Origin of the sequence: Streptomyces angustmyceticus (genome assembly GCF_019933235.1) — a bacterium.
Taxonomy (GTDB): domain Bacteria; phylum Actinomycetota; class Actinomycetes; order Streptomycetales; family Streptomycetaceae; genus Streptomyces; species Streptomyces angustmyceticus.
In genome coordinates this window covers 3392084-3408111 of the sequence record NZ_CP082945.1, presented here as the reverse complement: position 1 = coordinate 3408111, position 16028 = coordinate 3392084, and the positions used below count along the sequence as shown (strand labels likewise).

The following is a 16028-nucleotide window of genomic DNA, read 5'->3' as shown; positions in this document are numbered from 1 at the left end:
TGTCCGGGGTTGCGCAGGGCGTCCCGGCTGGGACGGAGTGGGGGCTGGGATGGGGCGGGACGGGCAGGACGGCGAGACTCGGAAGACGGTGTGGGTGGCGCTGGGGGCCAATGTGGGGATTGCGGTGGCCAAGGGGGTTGGTGGGGGGATTGCCGGGTCGCCTGCGTTGTTGTCCGAGGCGGCGCATTCGGTGGCGGACAGTCTCAATGAGGTTTTTCTGCTGGCCTCGCTCCGGCGGAGTGAGCGGCCGGCGGATCCGCTCCATCCGTTCGGTTATGGCAAGGAGCGGTTTTTCTGGTCGTTGCTGGCGGCCGTGGGCATTTTCGTGACGGGTGGCTGTTTCTCGTTCGTGCAGGGGATCGAGGCGTTCCGGTCGGAGGAGCCGGAGTCGGCGGGTGGGTATGCCGTCGGGCTGGCTGTGCTCGTCGTCGCGTTGCTGGCGGAGGGCGCGTCGTTGGTGCGGGCGCTGTCGCAGGTGCGTGGGCAGGCGAAGGAGCGGGGGCGCAGCACGTTCGGCGAGATCAGGCGGAATGACGATCCGGCGCTGCGCACGGTGCTGGCCGAGGACAGTACGGCCTGTGTGGGGGTGCTTCTCGCGATCCTCGGGATGGCGCTGCACATGGCCACGGGGAACGGTGTGTACGAGGCGTGGGCCTCGCTGCTGATCGGGGCCCTCCTGGTCTATGTGGCGTACGTCCTCGGCAGGAGCGCTCGGGCGCAGTTGATCGGGGAGGCCGTGGCGCCGGAGATGCAGCAGCGGATCCGTGACTTCCTGGACGACCGGCCGGAGATCGATGCCGTCACGGCGGCGCTGACGATGCGGCTGGGGCCGGACTCCGTGATGCTGGCGGCGCGCGTCGACCTGGTGGCCGGTCTCGACAGCGAGGAGGTCGAGGAGGCGTTGGTGCGCACGAAGCGGGAACTGCGGGAGCGGTGGCCGGAGGTGGGGCAGCTGTTCCTCGACGTCACGGATGCCTCGGTCGCGGACCGGGTGCGGGCCCGTCGTGCCCGGGAGGAGCTGGACGGCGTGGTCGAGGAGCGTCGCCAGGAGGGCGCCGTGTAGCGGGGGGGTACCGGGGGCGATGAGTCGGCAAGTTGTGGGCACACGGATCAAATGATCTTCGTCTACCTCTGGAGAGTCGGCAGCCCATGGTGACCCCCATACGCCCCTCGGATGCTCCGGTCCGCCGGCGGCAGGTTTTCAGTCTGCGGCAGTTGACGTTCTCGTTCGGCATGGTCGTCATCGGTGTCGTCGGAGTGGGCCTGACGCTGAAGAAGGCCGTGGAGGGGGCGAGCGCCCATCCGGGCTCCGCTCTCATCGTGGGCGTCGTGGTGCTGTCGGCGACGATGGCGTTCGTGCGCTGGGGCCGGCGCCGGCGCGTCGGCCGCGGGGCGGTGGGCGGTGCGGTGCCCGTGGACTCCGGCGCCGGTGCCGAGGTGTGCCCGCCCGGACCGGCCCTGGGGCCCGGGGACTTCGCGCGGATGGACGCCGACGCCTTCGAGGTGGCGGTGGCCGGGCTGTGCGAGCGCGACGGCTGCGGTGACGTCCAGGTGGTCGGCGGGGCGAACGACCTCGGCGCGGATGTGGTGGCGGTGGCCCCCGACGGCCGCAAGGTCGTGCTGCAGTGCAAGCGCTACGGGCCGGCCAACAAGGTCGGGTCGCAGGATCTGCAGCGCTTCGGCGGCACCTGTTTCGCCGTGCACGGGGCGGAGGTCGCGGCCGTCGTCACCACCGGTGAGTTCACCGATCCGGCGGTGGAGTACGCCGCGGCGTGCGGCATCCTCTGCTTCGACCAGCGGGACCTCGACGACTGGGCGGCCGGTACCGGTCCTGCGCCCTGGGAGTAGCCGGGCGCGCGGCCGGCCGGCGAGGACGGGGCCGGCCGCCGTTACCCGGCGCCGCTTCCTGGCGCCGGGCCGTACGGCACGGGTGTCACAGGAAGCGCCGGATCGGCAGCACGGCCGCTTCGCGGATCCGCTGCACCACCGCGCGTCTCTTCCAGCGGTCCGCCTCGATCTGTTCGCTGACCTTCAGGTCCTCCTCGAAGTGACGGTCGAGGGTGGCGGTGAAGCCCTCGTCCAGGACGGCGAGCATGACCTCTTCGTCGTGGTCGAGGGAGCGCCGGTTGAGGTTGGTGGAGCCGATCAGGGAGGCGACCCCGTCGGCGGTGATGACCTTGGCGTGCATCATCGTCGGCTGGTACTCGAAGACCCGGACGCCGCAGGCCGTCAGCGCCTCGTAGTGCTGCTGGCCGGCGAGCTGGCAGACGCGCTTGTCGGTGTGCGGCCCCGGCAGCAGGATCTCGACCCGCACCCCGCGCCGGGCGGCCGCGCACAGCAGCTCGACGAAGTAGGCGTCGGGTGCGAAGTAGGCGGTGGCGAGGCGGACCCGCTCCTCGGCGGACTCCAGCACGACCCGGATCAGGGTCTGCATGTCCTGCCACCCGAAGCTGGCCGACCCGCGGACCACCTGCACGATCGCGTCGCCGTGCGGGCGGTGCGCCACGAACCGGTCCCGGGCGTCGAAGAGTTCTTCATGGCACTCCGCCCAGTTCTGGGCGAACGCCGCGGCGATGCCGTCCACCGCGGGGCCGCGGACCTGGACGTGGGTGTCGCGCCATTCGTTCGCGTCGCGGGCGTCGCCGCACCATTCCTCGGCTATGCCCACGCCGCCGGTGAACGCCGTCTGCTCGTCGACGACGAGCACCTTGCGGTGGCAGCGGTGATTCTGCTTGAACGGGGAGAGGGCGAGCGGTCTGCGGAACCAGGTCACCTGGACACCGGACCGCTCCATCGTCTCCAGCTGGTCCTTCTCGATCAGCCGGCTGCCGAAGCCGTCCAGGAGGAGGCGCACCCGTACCCCCGCGCGGGCCCGCTCGGACAGGGCCTCGGCGAACTGCCGGGCTATGTCACCGCGCCAGTACACGAAGGTCATCAGGTCCACGGTGTGCCGGGCACTGCCGATGGCCTCCAGCATCGCCGGGAAGATCTCGTCACCGTTCCGCAGCGGCACCAGGGCGTTGCCCTCGGTCGCGGCGATGCCGATCAGCCGTTCCAGACGGCGGCGCAGGCGCTGGATACGGGCGTCCGCGGAGGGGGCGGCCGCCCCGGCTCCGGCGGCGTGTGGCGTCTGGTCCTGGGTGCTGGTCATGGGCGGTCACCGTTTCGCGCGAGGGTGAGAAATGCCGCGAAACCGGCAGGCCGGGCGGCGTGGCGTGCCGACTGTACAGGGCGGCCACGCGCCGGAAGGAGGGCGCTCGTCCGCTTCCTCGCCCCGGAGACGGCGCGGTCGCTCCGGTCCCCGGCCCGGCCGGACGGTGCCGACGGGCGGGTTCAGCACGCGCGCCCGGCCCGTTCCGGCGGCCGCGCGCCGTGTCAGCCGGAACACACCGGGGCCGTGGCGCGGATGCCCGGGGAAACGGCGGGTACCGGGCCTGGACGGCCCGACGGCCCCGGCCGAGGGGACGCCGTGGCCGGGACGAAGGGAGCAGGTGGATGGCCGAGGATGACGGGCGGCGGGAGCGGCCCGCGGATCAGGGGCGGCTCGCGCGGGTGCGCCAGTGGTGGCAGCGGGCGTGGGGGACGCCGGGCCATGAGCGCGACACCCTGCTCCTGATCGGCAAGAGCACCCTGGCCGCGACGGTGGCCTGGGTGATCTCGTACGACCTGCTGCAGGCCCAGTCGCCGGCGTTCGCACCGTTCTCCGCCGTACTGATCATGCAGGTGACCGTCTACCAGTCGCTGCTGCAGTCGCTGCGTTATGTGGGCGCCGTGGTGTCGGGTGTGGCGGTGCAGGCCGCACTGGGGTTCCTGGTCGGCCCCGATCTGCTGACGTTCGTGCTGGTGGCGCTGGTCGCGCTGGTCATCGGGCGGTGGCCGGCGCTCGGGTCGCAGGGGTCCCAGGTCGTCACGGCGGCGTTCTTCGCCTTCTCGACGTACATCTCGGCCGCCTCGGGCCTCGACAAGGTCACCCAGCTCGGGCAGATCATTCTGCTGGTGCTGATCGGCTGCGGGGTGGGCGTCATCGTGAATGTGGCGGTGGTGCCGCCGATGCGCTACCGCAGCGCCGAGCACGGCATCCGCACGCTCGCCCACGAACTGTGCGACCTGGTCGGCGACATGCATCCGGCGCTGCGGGAGGGCGGGTTCGACGAGGGGCGCAGCAAGCACTGGCGGTCGCGGGCCGCACAGACCGAGAAGCTGATCTCGCAGGCCAGGTCGGGGCTGCGGACCGCCGAGGAGAGCCTCTACTACAACCCGCGCCGGCTCCTGCGCCGGTACCAGGAGCGGCACACCTCCTTCGAGGGGTACGGCGCGGTGCTGGAGGCGCTGGAGCGGGCGTCGTACCAGGTGGCGTCGCTCACCCGGAGCCTGGACAAGTGGCGGGAGGGGGACGAGAGCTCCGCCCGCCGGGACTTCATCGGGCGCTACGCCGACTTCCTGGCGGCCGTCGGCGACATCACACAGGTCCTCGGCACGCTCGACGAGGACCGCCTGCACGACCAGGCGCGGGAGTTGTGCGGGCTGGCCGACACGGCCCAGGAACGGTGCCGCCAGGTGACCGGGGAGGCCGAGCGCGCCGAACTGCCGCTCGCCGACCCGGCGCTCCCGTACGGGGTGCTGGTCGTCGAGTCCACCCGGCTGATGGAGGAGTTCCAGCACACGTGCGATGTGCTTCAGCGGTACGTCGACCGGGGCGAGGGCGAGGGCGAGGGCTAGAGCTCTTGGGCGGGGGCACGGCTGACGCGGCGAGGGACGCGGCCGACGCAGAGCAAGTCGCGCCACGCCCGTTCAACGCGCCGCAGGCAGCCGGACCGTGAACGTGCTGCCCTCGCCCGGTGCGGTGCGGACGGTGACCGTGCCGCCGTGGGCCTCGGTGATCGACTTGACGATGCTCAGGCCGAGGCCCGTGCCGCCGGCGGCCGGGGCGCGGGCCTCCTCGCCGCGGTAGAAGCGTTCGAAGACGCGGGCCGCGGTCCGGGGGGACATGCCGGGGCCCTCGTCGGAGACCGTGAGTTCCGCGGTGCCGTCCGGGAGGGCGCGTGCCGTGACGGCTATCGGGGTGCCCGGCGGGGTGTGGCGCAGGGCGTTGCCCAGGAGGTTCTGCAGGACCTGCCGGAGCCGGTCCTCGTCGCCGGCGGCGAAGACCTCGCCCCGCACCTCGACGGTGACCGGCGCGCCGGGGTCGCGGACCCGGGCATCGGCGGCGGCGTCGTCGGCCAGCGCGCCGAGGTTCACCGGGGCGTCGTCGAGCGGGCGGCCCTGGTCGAGCCGGGCGAGCAGCAGCAACTCCTCGACCGTGGCGTGCATCCGGGCCGCCTCGCCCTCGATGCGTTCCATCGCCCGTTCGACGAGTGCGGGGTCCTGGGCCAGGCCGTGCAGATGGAGCTGGGCCCAGCCGCGGATCGTGGTCAGCGGGGTGCGCAGCTCGTGCGAGGCGTTGGCCACGAACTGCCGTAGCTGTTCCTCGGACCGCTGCCGTTCGTCGAACGCGCGGTTGAGGGCGGTGGCGACCTCGCCCACTTCGGAGTGGTGGCCGGCGACCTCGATGCGCTGGTCGATGGCGCCGTCGGCGACGGCCGTGGCGGTGGCGGCCATCTCGCGCAACGGCCGCAGGCCCACGCGCAGGACGCCGCGGCTGAGCAGCACGATGCCGCCGAGGGCGGCCAGGGTGGCGGCGGTGTCCGCGCCGATCAGCCAGTACACGACGTCGTCCGCCGGCTGCAGGCTCTTGGCGACCACGACCCGCTCGAAGCGCCGGGGCGGTGCGCCGCGGGCCGGGCGGATCGTGGCGGGCCGGTTGAGGCGGAAGGTCCTGGTGCGGTAGCGCGGGACGGGCGCGCCCCGCGCCGGCAGGGTGCGGGGCCGGTCGGCGAACCCGTCGGGGACCGGTGCCGGCAGGTCGGGGCGGGCGCGGCGCCGGCCGCTGAGGTCCCGTGCCGATGTCTGGGCGACCACCCGGCCGCGGTCGTCGACCAGCGCGACGTAGAAGCCGTCGGGAACCAGGGAGTCGAGGCCGGCCCCGTCGACCGGGGCGGCGCGGTCGCGCACCCGGTGCTGCACGGTGGCGCGGGCCTTGGCGAGCGTGGCGTCGGCGGCGTCGACGAGGTTGAGGCGCAGCCCGATCAGCGACACCGCGTTGACGGCCACCATGCCCCCGGCCGCGAGCAGGACGACCCCGGCCGTCAGCCGGGCCCGCAGGGAGCCGCGCCGGGTGCCGGCCATCTCAGCCGCTTCCGGGGAGCCGCAGGCTGTAGCCGAAACCGCGCATCGTGTGGATCAGGGCGGGGGAGTGGGCGTCCACCTTGGCCCGCAGCCGGGACACCAGCTTCTCGACGACGCCCGCGCCGAAGCGGTGCTGCCACACGTGGTCCATGATCTGTTCCTTCGACATCACCTGGTCGGCGTTGATCAGCAGGTAGCGCAGGAGCGCGTACTCGGTCGGCGACAGCGCGATCAGCCGGTCCCCGCGCCGCACCCGCCTGCTGCCCTCGTCGACGGTCAGGTCGGCGAAGCGCAGCACCGGGCTCTCCTCGGCGGACCGGCCCGCCCGCCGCAGCAAGGCGTGCACCCTGGCGAGGAGTTCGGGGAGGCTGAACGGCTTGGTGAGGTAGTCGTCCGCGCCCATGGCGAAGCCCGTCACCCGGTCCTCGACGGAGTCCCGCGCGGTCAGGAACAGCACCGGCAGCCGCGCCCCCTGGCCGATCAGCCGGCGGCAGACCGTGAAGCCGTCGGTGTCGGGCAGCATGACGTCCAGCACCAGCAGGTCCGGGGGCCGCGTCTCGTACGCGCGCAGGGCCTCGGCGCCGCCGCCCGCCGTCGTCACGGCGTAGCCCGCGAGGCTCAGGGTGGTCTCCAGCAGTTCCGCGGTCCGCGGGTCGTCGTCCACGACGAGCAGCCGTTGCCCGGTCCCCCGGGGCAACGGTGCGCCGCTCGTCGGCGAGGCGGAGGGCATGGCAGGCACCAATCGGGTCATGGAGTCTGCGACCACAACGAGCCGCCCCGGCCGCCGGTTCCCCGGGGCGGCCCACGGTCCCCGGGGCCGCGGCGGCCGTCAGGCAACGGTCAGGTTCCCGACCGGGACGGGTCAGGGAGGCCGGTTTCTCTTGAGCCACGAGACCGGGAAGAGCACCGACCGCCGAGAAGAAGCCTGGAGAGCCCGTGGACCGTGCCGCAGTTCACGAAGACGACGCGGATCGTGTCCCGGCCGCCGTGCGCAGCCGGCTGCGCGGCACCGTGACCGACCTCGTGCCCGTCTTCGGGTTCACCCTGACCTTCGCCGTCACGCACCGGCTCGCCGTCGCGCTGGCGCTCGCCCTCACCGCCGGGGCCGGGGTCTTCGTCCACCGGGTGGTGCGCGGGGAATCGGTACGGCGCGCGCTGGGAGTCCTCGGCTTCGTCTGCGTCCAGGGCGCGCTGGCCGCCCGCACCGGAGACGCGACCACCTTCTTCCTCCCGCACCTGCTGCTGCACTGCGCGACGGCCGTGGCGGCGCCCGTGCTGATCCTCCTCGGGTGGCCGCCGCTGGGCGTGATGGCGGGGCTGTTCACGGGCGAGGGGACCGCATGGCGCCGCTGCGCGGTGCGCCGACGGGCCTTCGCCAGGGGCAGCCTGGTGCTCTTCACGGGAAACGCCCTGATGCTGTCCGTCCAGATCCCGCTGTACCTGTCCGGCCAGGCCGTCGCCCTCGGCTCGGTCGATGTCTTCGGGCCGCTCGTCTTCGGGCTCGGCGCACTCCTGGGCTGGCGCGTCCACCGGCGCGCCCTCGGTACGCACCGCTGCCCCGCCGCCCGCCCCGCGCGGGCCGGGACGAGCGCCGATCCGTCCCCCCGCCCCATGGAAGCGACCGCCGCGGAGACGACCGCCGCGGAGACGACCGTCACGGAAGCGACCGTCGCCGAATGCACCGTCATGGAAAGGACCGTTCGATGAACGACACCCCGCCCGGCGCCGACACCCGGCCCGGCACCGACCTCCGCCCCACCACGGGTGCCTGCCCCGCCACCGGAGCCCGGCCCGCCACCGACGCCCCCCGTCCCGCGCCCAGGCCCCAGCCCACCGTCCGGACCTGCCCCTTCGACCCGCCGGAGGAGTACCGGACGCTGCGTGAACAGGACCCGATCGCCCCGGTGACCTTCCCGGACGGCGCGACCGGCTGGCTGGTCACCAGGCACGAGGACGTACGGGCCGTACTGGCCGACCCGCGGTTCGGCGCGAACCGCCGCCCGGCGCGGCTCGGTTCGCCCGCGCCCGCCGACACGCCGCTGCCGCCGCCTCCGCCGGGGATGTTCCTCATGATGGACCCGCCGGAGCACACCCGGATCCGCCGGCTGCTCACCGGCCAGTTCACGGTGCGCCGGATGCGGCAGCTGACCCCGGCCGTGGAGCGGATCGTCGCCGAGCAGCTGGACGCGATGGCGTCCGCCGGCGGGCCGGCCGACCTCGTCCGGGACTTCGCCCTGCCCGTCCCCTCGCTGGTGATCTGCGAGCTGCTCGGGGTGCCGTACGCCGACCGTGCGGACTTCCAGCGGGACTCCAGCGCCATGCTCCGGCTCGACGCGACCCAGGAGGAGGCGCGGCAGGCCCACCTGGCGATGCACCGGTACATCCACGAACTGGCCCTCGCCAAGCGCGTCGCCCCCACCGACGACATCCTCAGCGGTCTGATGCAGGACGGCCGGCTCACCGACGAGGAAGTGGCCGGAGTCGGGGCGCTGTTGCTGCTCGCGGGGCACGAGACGACGGCGAACATGATCGCGTTGGGCACCATGTGCCTGCTGGGCAACCCCGGCCAGTTGGCGGCGCTGCGCGCGGACCCCTCGCTGATGGACAACGCCGTCGAGGAGCTGCTCCGCTACTTGACGATCATTCAGTTCGGTTTGCGGCGGGTGGCGCTGGAGGACGTGGAGCTGGGCGGCCACCTGATCGAGGCCGGCAGCACGGTGCTCGCCTCGGTGACCTCGGGGAACCGTGACGCCGAGCGGTTCTCCGGCGACCCCGACCGGCTGGACGTGCGGCGGCCGTACAGCCCGCACCTGGCCTTCGGGCACGGCATCCACCAGTGCATCGGCCAGCAACTGGCCCGGGTGGAGATGAAGGCCGCGCTCTCCGCCCTCCTCGACCGGTTCCCCGGCCTGCGCCTGGCCGTACCGGCGGAGAAGGTGCCGATGCGCGACGACATGCTCATCTACGGCGTCCACGAACTGCCCGTGACCTGGTAGGCGGCGGGCCCGGCCGGCGTCGGCCCGCCGGCCCGGGCCGCCGCCTCGCCCCCGAACCCGCGCGCGAGCGTCCACGGAAGAACACCCGCACGAGAGAGGAACCCCATGAAGGTCATCGTCGACGAGGAGAGGTGTGTCGGTGCCGGTCAGTGTGTGCTGGCCGCCGCGGAGGTCTTCGACCAGCGGGAGGCCGACGGCATCGTCGTGCTCCTCGACGCCGGCCCGCCGGACGCGCTGCACGCCTCGGTGGAGGACGCCGCGGCGCGCTGCCCGGCGCTGGCCATCGAGGTGCGGAGGGGCGGGGCCTGAAGGACCGGGCGAGGACCCCGGGGGCGAGGCCGCCGCAAAGGTGAACGGGGGCGCGGTGCACTGGTGGGGTGAAGAGGCCCTCGGGAGAGGATTTTTGACGGGACGGGAGGGGAGCGCGGGCGTAAGTTCACCGGCATGGTGACTTCGATGACGCATGAGGACTACGAGCGCCGGATGGAGCGGGCGGGCCGGGCCGCCGCCGATGCCGGGCTGGCCGGGCTGATCGTGACGCCGGGGCCGGATCTGGTGTGGCTGTGCGGCTACCGGCCGCCCGCGGACACCGAGCGGCTGACCGCCCTGGTGATCGAGCCGGGGCGGCGCTCGCGGCTGCTGGTGCCCGTATTGGAGTACCCGGACGCGGAGTGCTCGCCCGGGGCCCCGGTGATGGAGGTGGCGGGCTGGACCGACGGCTCGGAGCCGTACGCGGAGGTCGCCAAGTGGGTGGACCCGCAGGGGCGTTACGGGGTGTCCGACGCGACCTGGGCGCTGCACCTGCTGGGGCTGCAGCGGTCGCTCCCGGGGACCGCCTACACCGCGCTGTCGGAGTCGCTGCCGATGCTGCGCGCCGTCAAGGACGCCCATGAGGTGGCGCGGCTGGCCGCGGCCGGCGCCGCGGCGGACGCCACGTACGAGGAGATCCTGCGGGTGCGCTTCGCCGGCCGGCGGGAGTCCGACGTGGCGGCGGACCTGGCGCGGCTGCTGATCGAGCACGGGCACAGCCAGGTGGACTTCACGGTCGTCGGGTCGGGCCCCAACGGCGCGAACCCGCACCACGAGGCCGGGGAGCGGGTCATCGAGGACGGCGACATGGTCGTGCTCGACTTCGGCGGCCTCAAGGACGGGTACGGGTCGGACACCTCGCGCACCGTGCACGTCGGGCGGCCGGGCGCCGAGGAGCGCAAGGTGCACGACATCGTGCGGGAGGCGCAGCAGGCGGCGTTCGAGGCGGTACGGCCCGGCGTCGCGTGCCAGGACGTCGACCGGGTGGCCAGGAAGATCATCAAGGCGGCCGGGTACGGCGAGTACTTCATCCACCGCACCGGGCACGGCATCGGGGTCACCACGCACGAACCGCCCTACCTGGTGGAGGGCGAGCATCTGCCGCTGGTACCGGGGATGTGCTTCTCGATCGAGCCGGGGATCTATCTGCCGGGGCGGTTCGGGGTCCGCATCGAGGACATCGTGACCTGCACGGAGTCGGGCGGCCGCCGGCTGAACGAGACGGCACGGGAGATGGCGGTGGTGCGGTAGCGGTAGGGGTTGGGGCTCGGCGGGCGTGTTCGGGGTCGGGGTGCGGTGTGGGCCCCGGTCGTGTTCCGGGCCCGGCCGTGCCCCGGCCCCGGCCCCGGCCGTGGCCGCCGCCGCTGCGGCCGACGAGGCCGTTGTCCCTCCCGTCCCGCCGTCCCTGCACCCGGCGTCTGCGCAGGTCAGGCCGCATTGTCAGTGGCGTGGTCCACGATGGGGTGTGCGGGCACGGACCGGCAGGGACGACCGGCACGTACGGCGCGGACAGCACGGAAGGCGGTGATCGCGTGGCGGGGCGCGGCAAGGGGACGGTGCGGGCGGTGCGGCGGCCGGAGGTGCGCCTGCCGGAGCTGGCGGCCTGGGACGGCGGCGAGCTGGAGACCGAGGGGGACTACGACGGGCTGGAGTTCGCGGACGCCGACTGGGCCGGGCAGTCGGCACGCGGCGCCCGCTTCATGGACTGCGCGGTACGGCGCTGCACGCTCGACGAGACAGTGCTCAGCCGGGCGCGGATCATCGACAGTGTGCTGAGCGCAGTGCGCGGGGTCGGCACGGACCTCTCCCAGGCGTCACTGCGCGATGTGGAGCTCTCGGACGCCCGGCTCGGCGGGACCCAGCTGCACGGTGCGGTGCTGGAGCGCGTCGTGGTGCGCGGCGGGAAGATCGACTTCCCGAACCTGCGGGAGGCCAGGCTGCGCGACGTCGCCTTCGAGGGGTGCGTGCTGGTCGAGGCGGACTTCGCGGGCGCGCAGCTGGAGCGGGTGACCTTCGACGACTGCACCCTGGCGCGGGTGGACTTCTCCGAGGCGCGGATGAAAGACGTCGACCTGCGGGGGGCGGCCGCGGTGGATGTCGCCCGGGGGATCGACCGGCTGTCGGGCGCGGTGATCAGCGCGTCCCAACTGCTCGATCTGGCCCCGGCGTTCGCGGCGCAGATAGGGGTACGGGTGGAGTGAGGCGCCGGCCCGCGGGCGCTCAGACCCGGGGGAAGCGGGCCTGGAGGTCCCAGATGGCCGGGTTGTCGCCGAGCCCGTCGTGCATGTCGGTGAGGTCGGCGATCAGGTCGTGCAGGAAGTCGCGGGCCTCGCGGCGCAGCGCGGCGTGGTTGAAGGTCAGCGGGGCCTCGTCGGCCGGCATCCAGTCGGCGTCCACGTCCACCCACCCGAAGCGGCGCTCGAAGAAGATCCGGTCCGCGGATTCGGTGAAGTCCAGCTCGGCGTGGACCGGGCGGGCGGAGCGGTTGCCGCGGGGGTCGGTGTCGAGCTGCTCGACGATGTCGCACAGCGCCCAGGCGAAGTCGAGGACCGGCACCCAGCCCCAGGCCGTGGACAGCTCGCGGTCCGTCTTCGTGTCGGCGAGGTAGACGTCGCCGCAGAAGAGGTCGTGGCGCAGCGCGCGCACGTCCGCGGTCCGGTAGTCCGTCTGCGGCGGATCCGGGAAGCGGCGGGAGAGGGAGTAGCCGAGGTCGATCACGCCCCGATGGTGTCACGCCACCCCGGCACCCCGACGCCCACCTGACGCTCACCCCCGCCGGCCGCCACGTCCGCCCACCCCTGGGCCCGTACCCGGCCACCGCCACGTCCGCCCACTCCTGGTCTCGTACCCGGCCATCGCCACACCCGCCCGCCCCGACGCCCGACACCCGCTCCCGGACGTCTGCGTTCAGCGCGGCCGCCCCGCCTCCTCCGTGGCCGCCCCTCCACCCCGCCGCCCCGTTACGTCTACGTCGTCGTCAGGACGCGCGGGCCCTCGTCGGTCACTGCCACGGTGTGTTCGAAGTGGGCGGCGCGGGAGGCGTCCGTGGTGCGCAGGGTCCAGCCGTCGCCGTCCTCGCCGTAGGCGTCGTTGCCGCCGGCCAGGAACATCGGCTCGATGGCGAGGACCAGGCCGTGGCGCAGGACGAAGCCGCGGTGGGGGCGGCCGTCGTTGGGGACCGACGGGTCCTCGTGCATCTGGCGGCCGATGCCGTGACCGCCGAAGTCGCGGGGGATGCCGTAGCCGGCCGCGCGTCCGACGCTGCCGATCGCATGGGAGATGTCGCCGATCCGGGCGCCGACCACGGCCGCCGCGATGCCCGCCTCCAGCGCCTGCCGGGTGGTGTCCATCAGCCGCTGGTCCTCGGCGCTCGCGGTGCCGACCGTGAAGCTGAGGGCGGCGTCCCCGGCCCAGCCGTCCACGAGGGCGCCGCAGTCGATGCTCACCAGGTCGCCGTCGCGCAGCCGGGAGGAGTCCGGGATGCCGTGCACGATCGCGTCGTTGACGGAGACGCAGAGGACGGCGGGGAACGGGGTGGGGGCGAAGGACGGGCGGTAGCCGAGGAACGGCGACTCCGCGCCGGCCTCGCGCAGGACCGTACGGGCGACCTCGTCCAGCTCCAGCAGCCGCACGCCCGGGGCGGCCGCCGCCCGCGCCGCCGCCAGCGCGTCGGCGACGACCCGGCCCGCCACCCGCATCGCGTCCAGTGCCGCGTCCGTCTTGAGCTCCACCATGGTCCGACCTCCCTCTCACCGTCGGCCGCACCGCGCGGCACCGCACCGCAGGGCACGGGGGCGACGGCAGCAGCAGACGGTATTTCTTTACCGGTATTTGTTTACCGGTATTAGTATCACGGGCATGGTGCGCACTCCACTGACCCCTTGGGAACGCGAACGCGGTGAGCGGCTCGGCGTGCTGCTGCGCAGGGCGCGCGGCGAGCGGAGCATGGTCGAGGTCGCCGCGGCGGCGGGACTCTCCGCCGAGACGCTGCGGAAGATCGAGACCGGCCGGGCGCCGACCCCGGCGTTCTTCACGGTCGCCGCGCTGGCCGGCGCGCTGGGCCTCTCGCTCGACGAGGTGGCGGTACACGCCACGCCCCCCGAGGCACCGGAGGACGCGGTCGCCTGAGCGGGGCCGTACGGGCCCCGCCGCGCCCCACCTCACCCGCGCCCCCGGCCCGCTTCTCCCGGCGCCCCCTCCGAACGCGCCGAGGGCCGGCCCCCCATGGGGAACCGGCCCTCGGTTGCGCCTGCCCGGTCGTGCCGGGCGGGGCGGTGTGGCTCAGACGTTGACGCCGAAGTCCTGGGCGATGCCGACGAGGCCCGACGCGTAACCCTGGCCGACCGCGCGGAACTTCCACTCCGCGCCGTTGCGGTACAGCTCGCCGAAGACCATGGCCGTCTCGGTGGCCGCGTCCTCGCTGAGGTCGTAGCGGGCGATCTCGGTGCCGCCGGCCTGGTTGACGATGCGGATGAAGGCGTTGCGCACCTGGCCGAAGTTCTGGCTGCGGTTCTCGGCGTCGTAGATCGAGACCGGGAAGACGATCTTGTCGATGTCGGCCGGCAGCGCCGCCAGGTTGACGTTGATCTGCTCGTCGTCGCCCTCGCCCTGGCCGGTGACGTTGTCACCGGTGTGCACGATCGACTGGTCCGGCGTCGCCTTGTTGTTGAAGAAGACGAAGTGCTGGTCGGAGTAGACCTTGCCGTTGCCGTTGACCGCGATGGCGCTCGCGTCGAGGTCGAAGTCCGTGCCGGTGGTGGTCCGGACGTCCCAGCCGAGGCCGACCGTGACGGCGGTCAGGCCCGGGGCCTCCTTGGTGAGGGAGACGTTGCCGCCCTTGGACAGGCTTACAGCCATGGGATGTCCCTTTCCTTGTCGACTCGTCGAAGCGTCGGGCTCCGTACTGCGGACGAAGCTACCGTCACCCTCCACAACGCCATCGGGGCATCGAGAGGTTCCAGGTCTCTTTACTTTCTTTGCCGAATCCTGATGGCGGATCTGCCGCGATGGACCAGGAAAAGCGGGTGACGGGTCCCGTGGCGCGCGAGATCATAGGACGCATGTCCGGACCCCATGTCATCCGCGGTTCGGTCGTCCTACCCGAGGCCGAGCTGGTCTGGCGTTTCTCGCGCTCCTCGGGGCCGGGCGGCCAGCACGTCAACACCAGCGACAGCCAGGTCGAGCTGCGCTTCGACCTCGCCGGGACGCAGGCGCTGCCGCCCGTGTGGAAGGAGCGCGCCCTGGAGCGGCTGGCGGGCCGGCTGGTCGACGGCGTGCTGTCCGTACGGGCCTCGGAGCACCGTTCCCAGTGGCGCAACCGCGAGACCGCCGCCGTCCGGCTGGCCTCGCTGCTCGCCGAGGCCACCGCGCCACCGCCCAAGCCGCGCCGCAAGTCGCGGATCCCACGGGGTATCAACGAACGGCGGCTGCGCGAGAAGAAGCAGCGCGGCGAGACCAAGCGCGGCCGCTCGGGCCGCGACTGGGGCTGACCCGCCCGCTCAATGCCGCCCCGCCCGGGCCCCTCAAGGGCCGCCCCGGCATCCCCGGCCACCCGCTCAAGGCCGCCCCGCTAGGCCCCCTCAGCGCCCCGGCAGCCCGGCTCGGCCCCCTTCCGGGCCCCGGTTTCCGCCCCCTCAGCCCAACTGCCGGTACTTCCCGCGGAAGTACGTCAGCGGTTCGTCGTCCTCGACGGGGACCGACGAGGTCAGGACGCGGGCGATGACGAGCGTGTGGTCGCCGGCCACCACCCGCTGCTCGGTGCGGCACTCCAGGGTCGCGAGCGCCCCGCCGATGAGCGGGGCGCCGGATGCTTCGCCCCGTACGAACGGAATGTCCGCGAAGAGAAGCCGGTCGCTGATGCGCCCCTTCATCGCGAATCGTCCGGCAATCTGCCGCTGGTGCCCCGAGAGGACCGACACGGCCCAGAGCGGCTGCAGCTCCAGCAGGTCGTCCATCCGTGAGTCGTTGCGAACGCTCACCATCACGAGCGGCGGGTCGAGGGACACCGACAGGAACGCCGTGGCGGTCATCCCGACGTCCTCGCCCTGCGGCCCGTCCTCCGGATCGTGGGCGGTGATCAGCACCACGCCGGCGGCGAGGCGGGACAGGGCGGCACGGAACTCGTCGTCACTCACCCCCACAGAATGCGGGATGGGTGTGCCGCCCGGCACGGAGGCGAGGGCGACAGTGGACGGAGCGGCGGTCCCGGGGGCAGCCGCGTCGGCAGGGCTTTTCGTGAACACGCCACAAACGCTAACTTCGTCGTCCCCCGGCCCGCATCGGGCCCGGGGACCACCTGCGTCCTAGGTCTGACGACGGAAGTCCGGAACGCTCGGAAATTTGCGTTCAGGAAGTGTAGAAAGAGTGAAGGCGCGCCCCCGTGGTTGGCTTGATGGGAGATCGCCAAACCTCTCTCGGGGTTTGTGACTTGAGTCACAGCAGGCGCTAATTGTTGACCCTGTGTACCGAGTGAACAGCTCACTGTGATTCAGTGAGCGA

At 73.1% G+C, this 16028-nt stretch carries 17 protein-coding genes; 10 read left to right on the top strand and 7 right to left on the bottom strand.

Annotation, left to right across the window (positions count from 1 at the left end; translation table 11 throughout):
• Positions 1 to 49 precede the first annotated feature (49 nt).
• Together K7396_RS15235 and K7396_RS15230 are read left to right on the top strand one after the other, a co-directional pair.
• The gene (locus K7396_RS15235; RefSeq protein WP_086717068.1) at positions 50 to 1063 is read left to right on the top strand and encodes a cation diffusion facilitator family transporter; all 1014 of its coding nucleotides are present in this window, start codon (positions 50 to 52) and stop codon (positions 1061 to 1063) included.
• A gap of 86 nt (positions 1064 to 1149) precedes the next feature.
• Entirely contained in the window at positions 1150 to 1848 is a 699-nt protein-coding gene (locus K7396_RS15230; protein ID WP_086717064.1) for a restriction endonuclease, read from the top strand.
• Between the two features lie 85 nt (positions 1849 to 1933).
• Here the strand turns inward: K7396_RS15230 and K7396_RS15225 are convergent, their stop codons facing one another.
• Positions 1934 to 3151 (bottom strand): phospholipase D-like domain-containing protein, encoded by a 1218-nt coding sequence (locus K7396_RS15225; RefSeq protein ID WP_086717065.1) that lies wholly within the window; start codon positions 3149 to 3151, stop codon positions 1934 to 1936.
• Positions 3152 to 3495: 344 nt separating this feature from the next.
• Here K7396_RS15225 and K7396_RS15220 point away from each other — a divergent pair, with 344 nt between their 5' ends.
• Positions 3496 to 4719, top strand: a complete 1224-nt coding sequence (locus tag K7396_RS15220; RefSeq protein ID WP_086717066.1) for an aromatic acid exporter family protein — start codon at positions 3496 to 3498, stop codon at positions 4717 to 4719.
• A 72-nt stretch (positions 4720 to 4791) separates the two neighbouring features.
• On the opposite strand, the gene K7396_RS15215 is transcribed toward K7396_RS15220, so the two are convergent.
• The gene (locus K7396_RS15215) at positions 4792 to 6225 is read right to left on the bottom strand and encodes a sensor histidine kinase (protein ID WP_086717067.1); all 1434 of its coding nucleotides are present in this window, start codon (positions 6223 to 6225) and stop codon (positions 4792 to 4794) included.
• A 1-nt stretch (position 6226) separates the two neighbouring features.
• Positions 6227 to 6955, bottom strand: a complete 729-nt coding sequence (locus K7396_RS15210) for a response regulator transcription factor (protein WP_167392736.1) — start codon at positions 6953 to 6955, stop codon at positions 6227 to 6229.
• Between the two features lie 206 nt (positions 6956 to 7161).
• Between K7396_RS15210 and K7396_RS15205 the strand changes: the two genes are divergently transcribed.
• From K7396_RS15205 to K7396_RS15185, 5 genes are all read left to right on the top strand, one after another.
• Entirely contained in the window at positions 7162 to 7932 is a 771-nt protein-coding gene (locus K7396_RS15205) for a DUF3159 domain-containing protein (protein WP_152104743.1), read from the top strand.
• Entirely contained in the window at positions 7929 to 9221 is a 1293-nt protein-coding gene (locus tag K7396_RS15200) for a cytochrome P450 (protein WP_152104742.1), read from the top strand. The genes K7396_RS15205 and K7396_RS15200 overlap by 4 nt, the downstream gene beginning before the upstream one ends.
• Before the next feature lie 105 nt (positions 9222 to 9326).
• The gene (locus K7396_RS15195; protein ID WP_152104741.1) at positions 9327 to 9530 is read left to right on the top strand and encodes a ferredoxin; all 204 of its coding nucleotides are present in this window, start codon (positions 9327 to 9329) and stop codon (positions 9528 to 9530) included.
• 147 nt (positions 9531 to 9677) lie between these two features.
• Positions 9678 to 10781: an aminopeptidase P family protein gene (locus tag K7396_RS15190; RefSeq protein ID WP_152104740.1), complete on the top strand. Its 1104-nt coding sequence runs from the start codon at positions 9678 to 9680 to the stop codon at positions 10779 to 10781.
• A 305-nt stretch (positions 10782 to 11086) separates the two neighbouring features.
• Complete coding sequence (locus K7396_RS15185; protein ID WP_152104760.1) at positions 11087 to 11731, top strand: pentapeptide repeat-containing protein; 645 nt, start codon at positions 11087 to 11089, stop codon at positions 11729 to 11731.
• Between the two features lie 19 nt (positions 11732 to 11750).
• Here the strand turns inward: K7396_RS15185 and K7396_RS15180 are convergent, their stop codons facing one another.
• Complete coding sequence (locus K7396_RS15180) at positions 11751 to 12248, bottom strand: hypothetical protein (protein WP_152104739.1); 498 nt, start codon at positions 12246 to 12248, stop codon at positions 11751 to 11753.
• Positions 12249 to 12496: 248 nt separating this feature from the next.
• Positions 12497 to 13264, bottom strand: coding sequence for a type I methionyl aminopeptidase (gene map, locus K7396_RS15175; protein ID WP_152104738.1), 768 nt, complete (start codon positions 13262 to 13264; stop codon positions 12497 to 12499).
• Positions 13265 to 13388: 124 nt separating this feature from the next.
• On the opposite strand from map, the gene K7396_RS15170 reads away from it, so the two are divergent.
• On the top strand, positions 13389 to 13658 hold the full coding sequence (locus K7396_RS15170; RefSeq protein WP_152104737.1) for a helix-turn-helix domain-containing protein: 270 nt from the start codon (positions 13389 to 13391) through the stop codon (positions 13656 to 13658).
• 153 nt (positions 13659 to 13811) lie between these two features.
• Here K7396_RS15170 and K7396_RS15165 read toward each other — a convergent pair whose 3' ends face one another.
• Positions 13812 to 14387, bottom strand: coding sequence for a TerD family protein (locus K7396_RS15165; RefSeq protein WP_006603875.1), 576 nt, complete (start codon positions 14385 to 14387; stop codon positions 13812 to 13814).
• Positions 14388 to 14590: 203 nt separating this feature from the next.
• On the opposite strand from K7396_RS15165, the gene arfB reads away from it, so the two are divergent.
• Positions 14591 to 15019, top strand: coding sequence for an alternative ribosome rescue aminoacyl-tRNA hydrolase ArfB (gene arfB, locus K7396_RS15160; protein ID WP_152104736.1), 429 nt, complete (start codon positions 14591 to 14593; stop codon positions 15017 to 15019).
• A 144-nt stretch (positions 15020 to 15163) separates the two neighbouring features.
• Here the strand turns inward: arfB and K7396_RS15155 are convergent, their stop codons facing one another.
• Positions 15164 to 15664 carry a flavin reductase family protein gene (locus tag K7396_RS15155; RefSeq protein WP_366419175.1) on the bottom strand — a complete coding sequence of 167 codons (501 nt, stop codon included), beginning with the start codon at positions 15662 to 15664 and terminating at the stop codon, positions 15164 to 15166.
• Positions 15665 to 16028 lie beyond the last annotated feature (364 nt).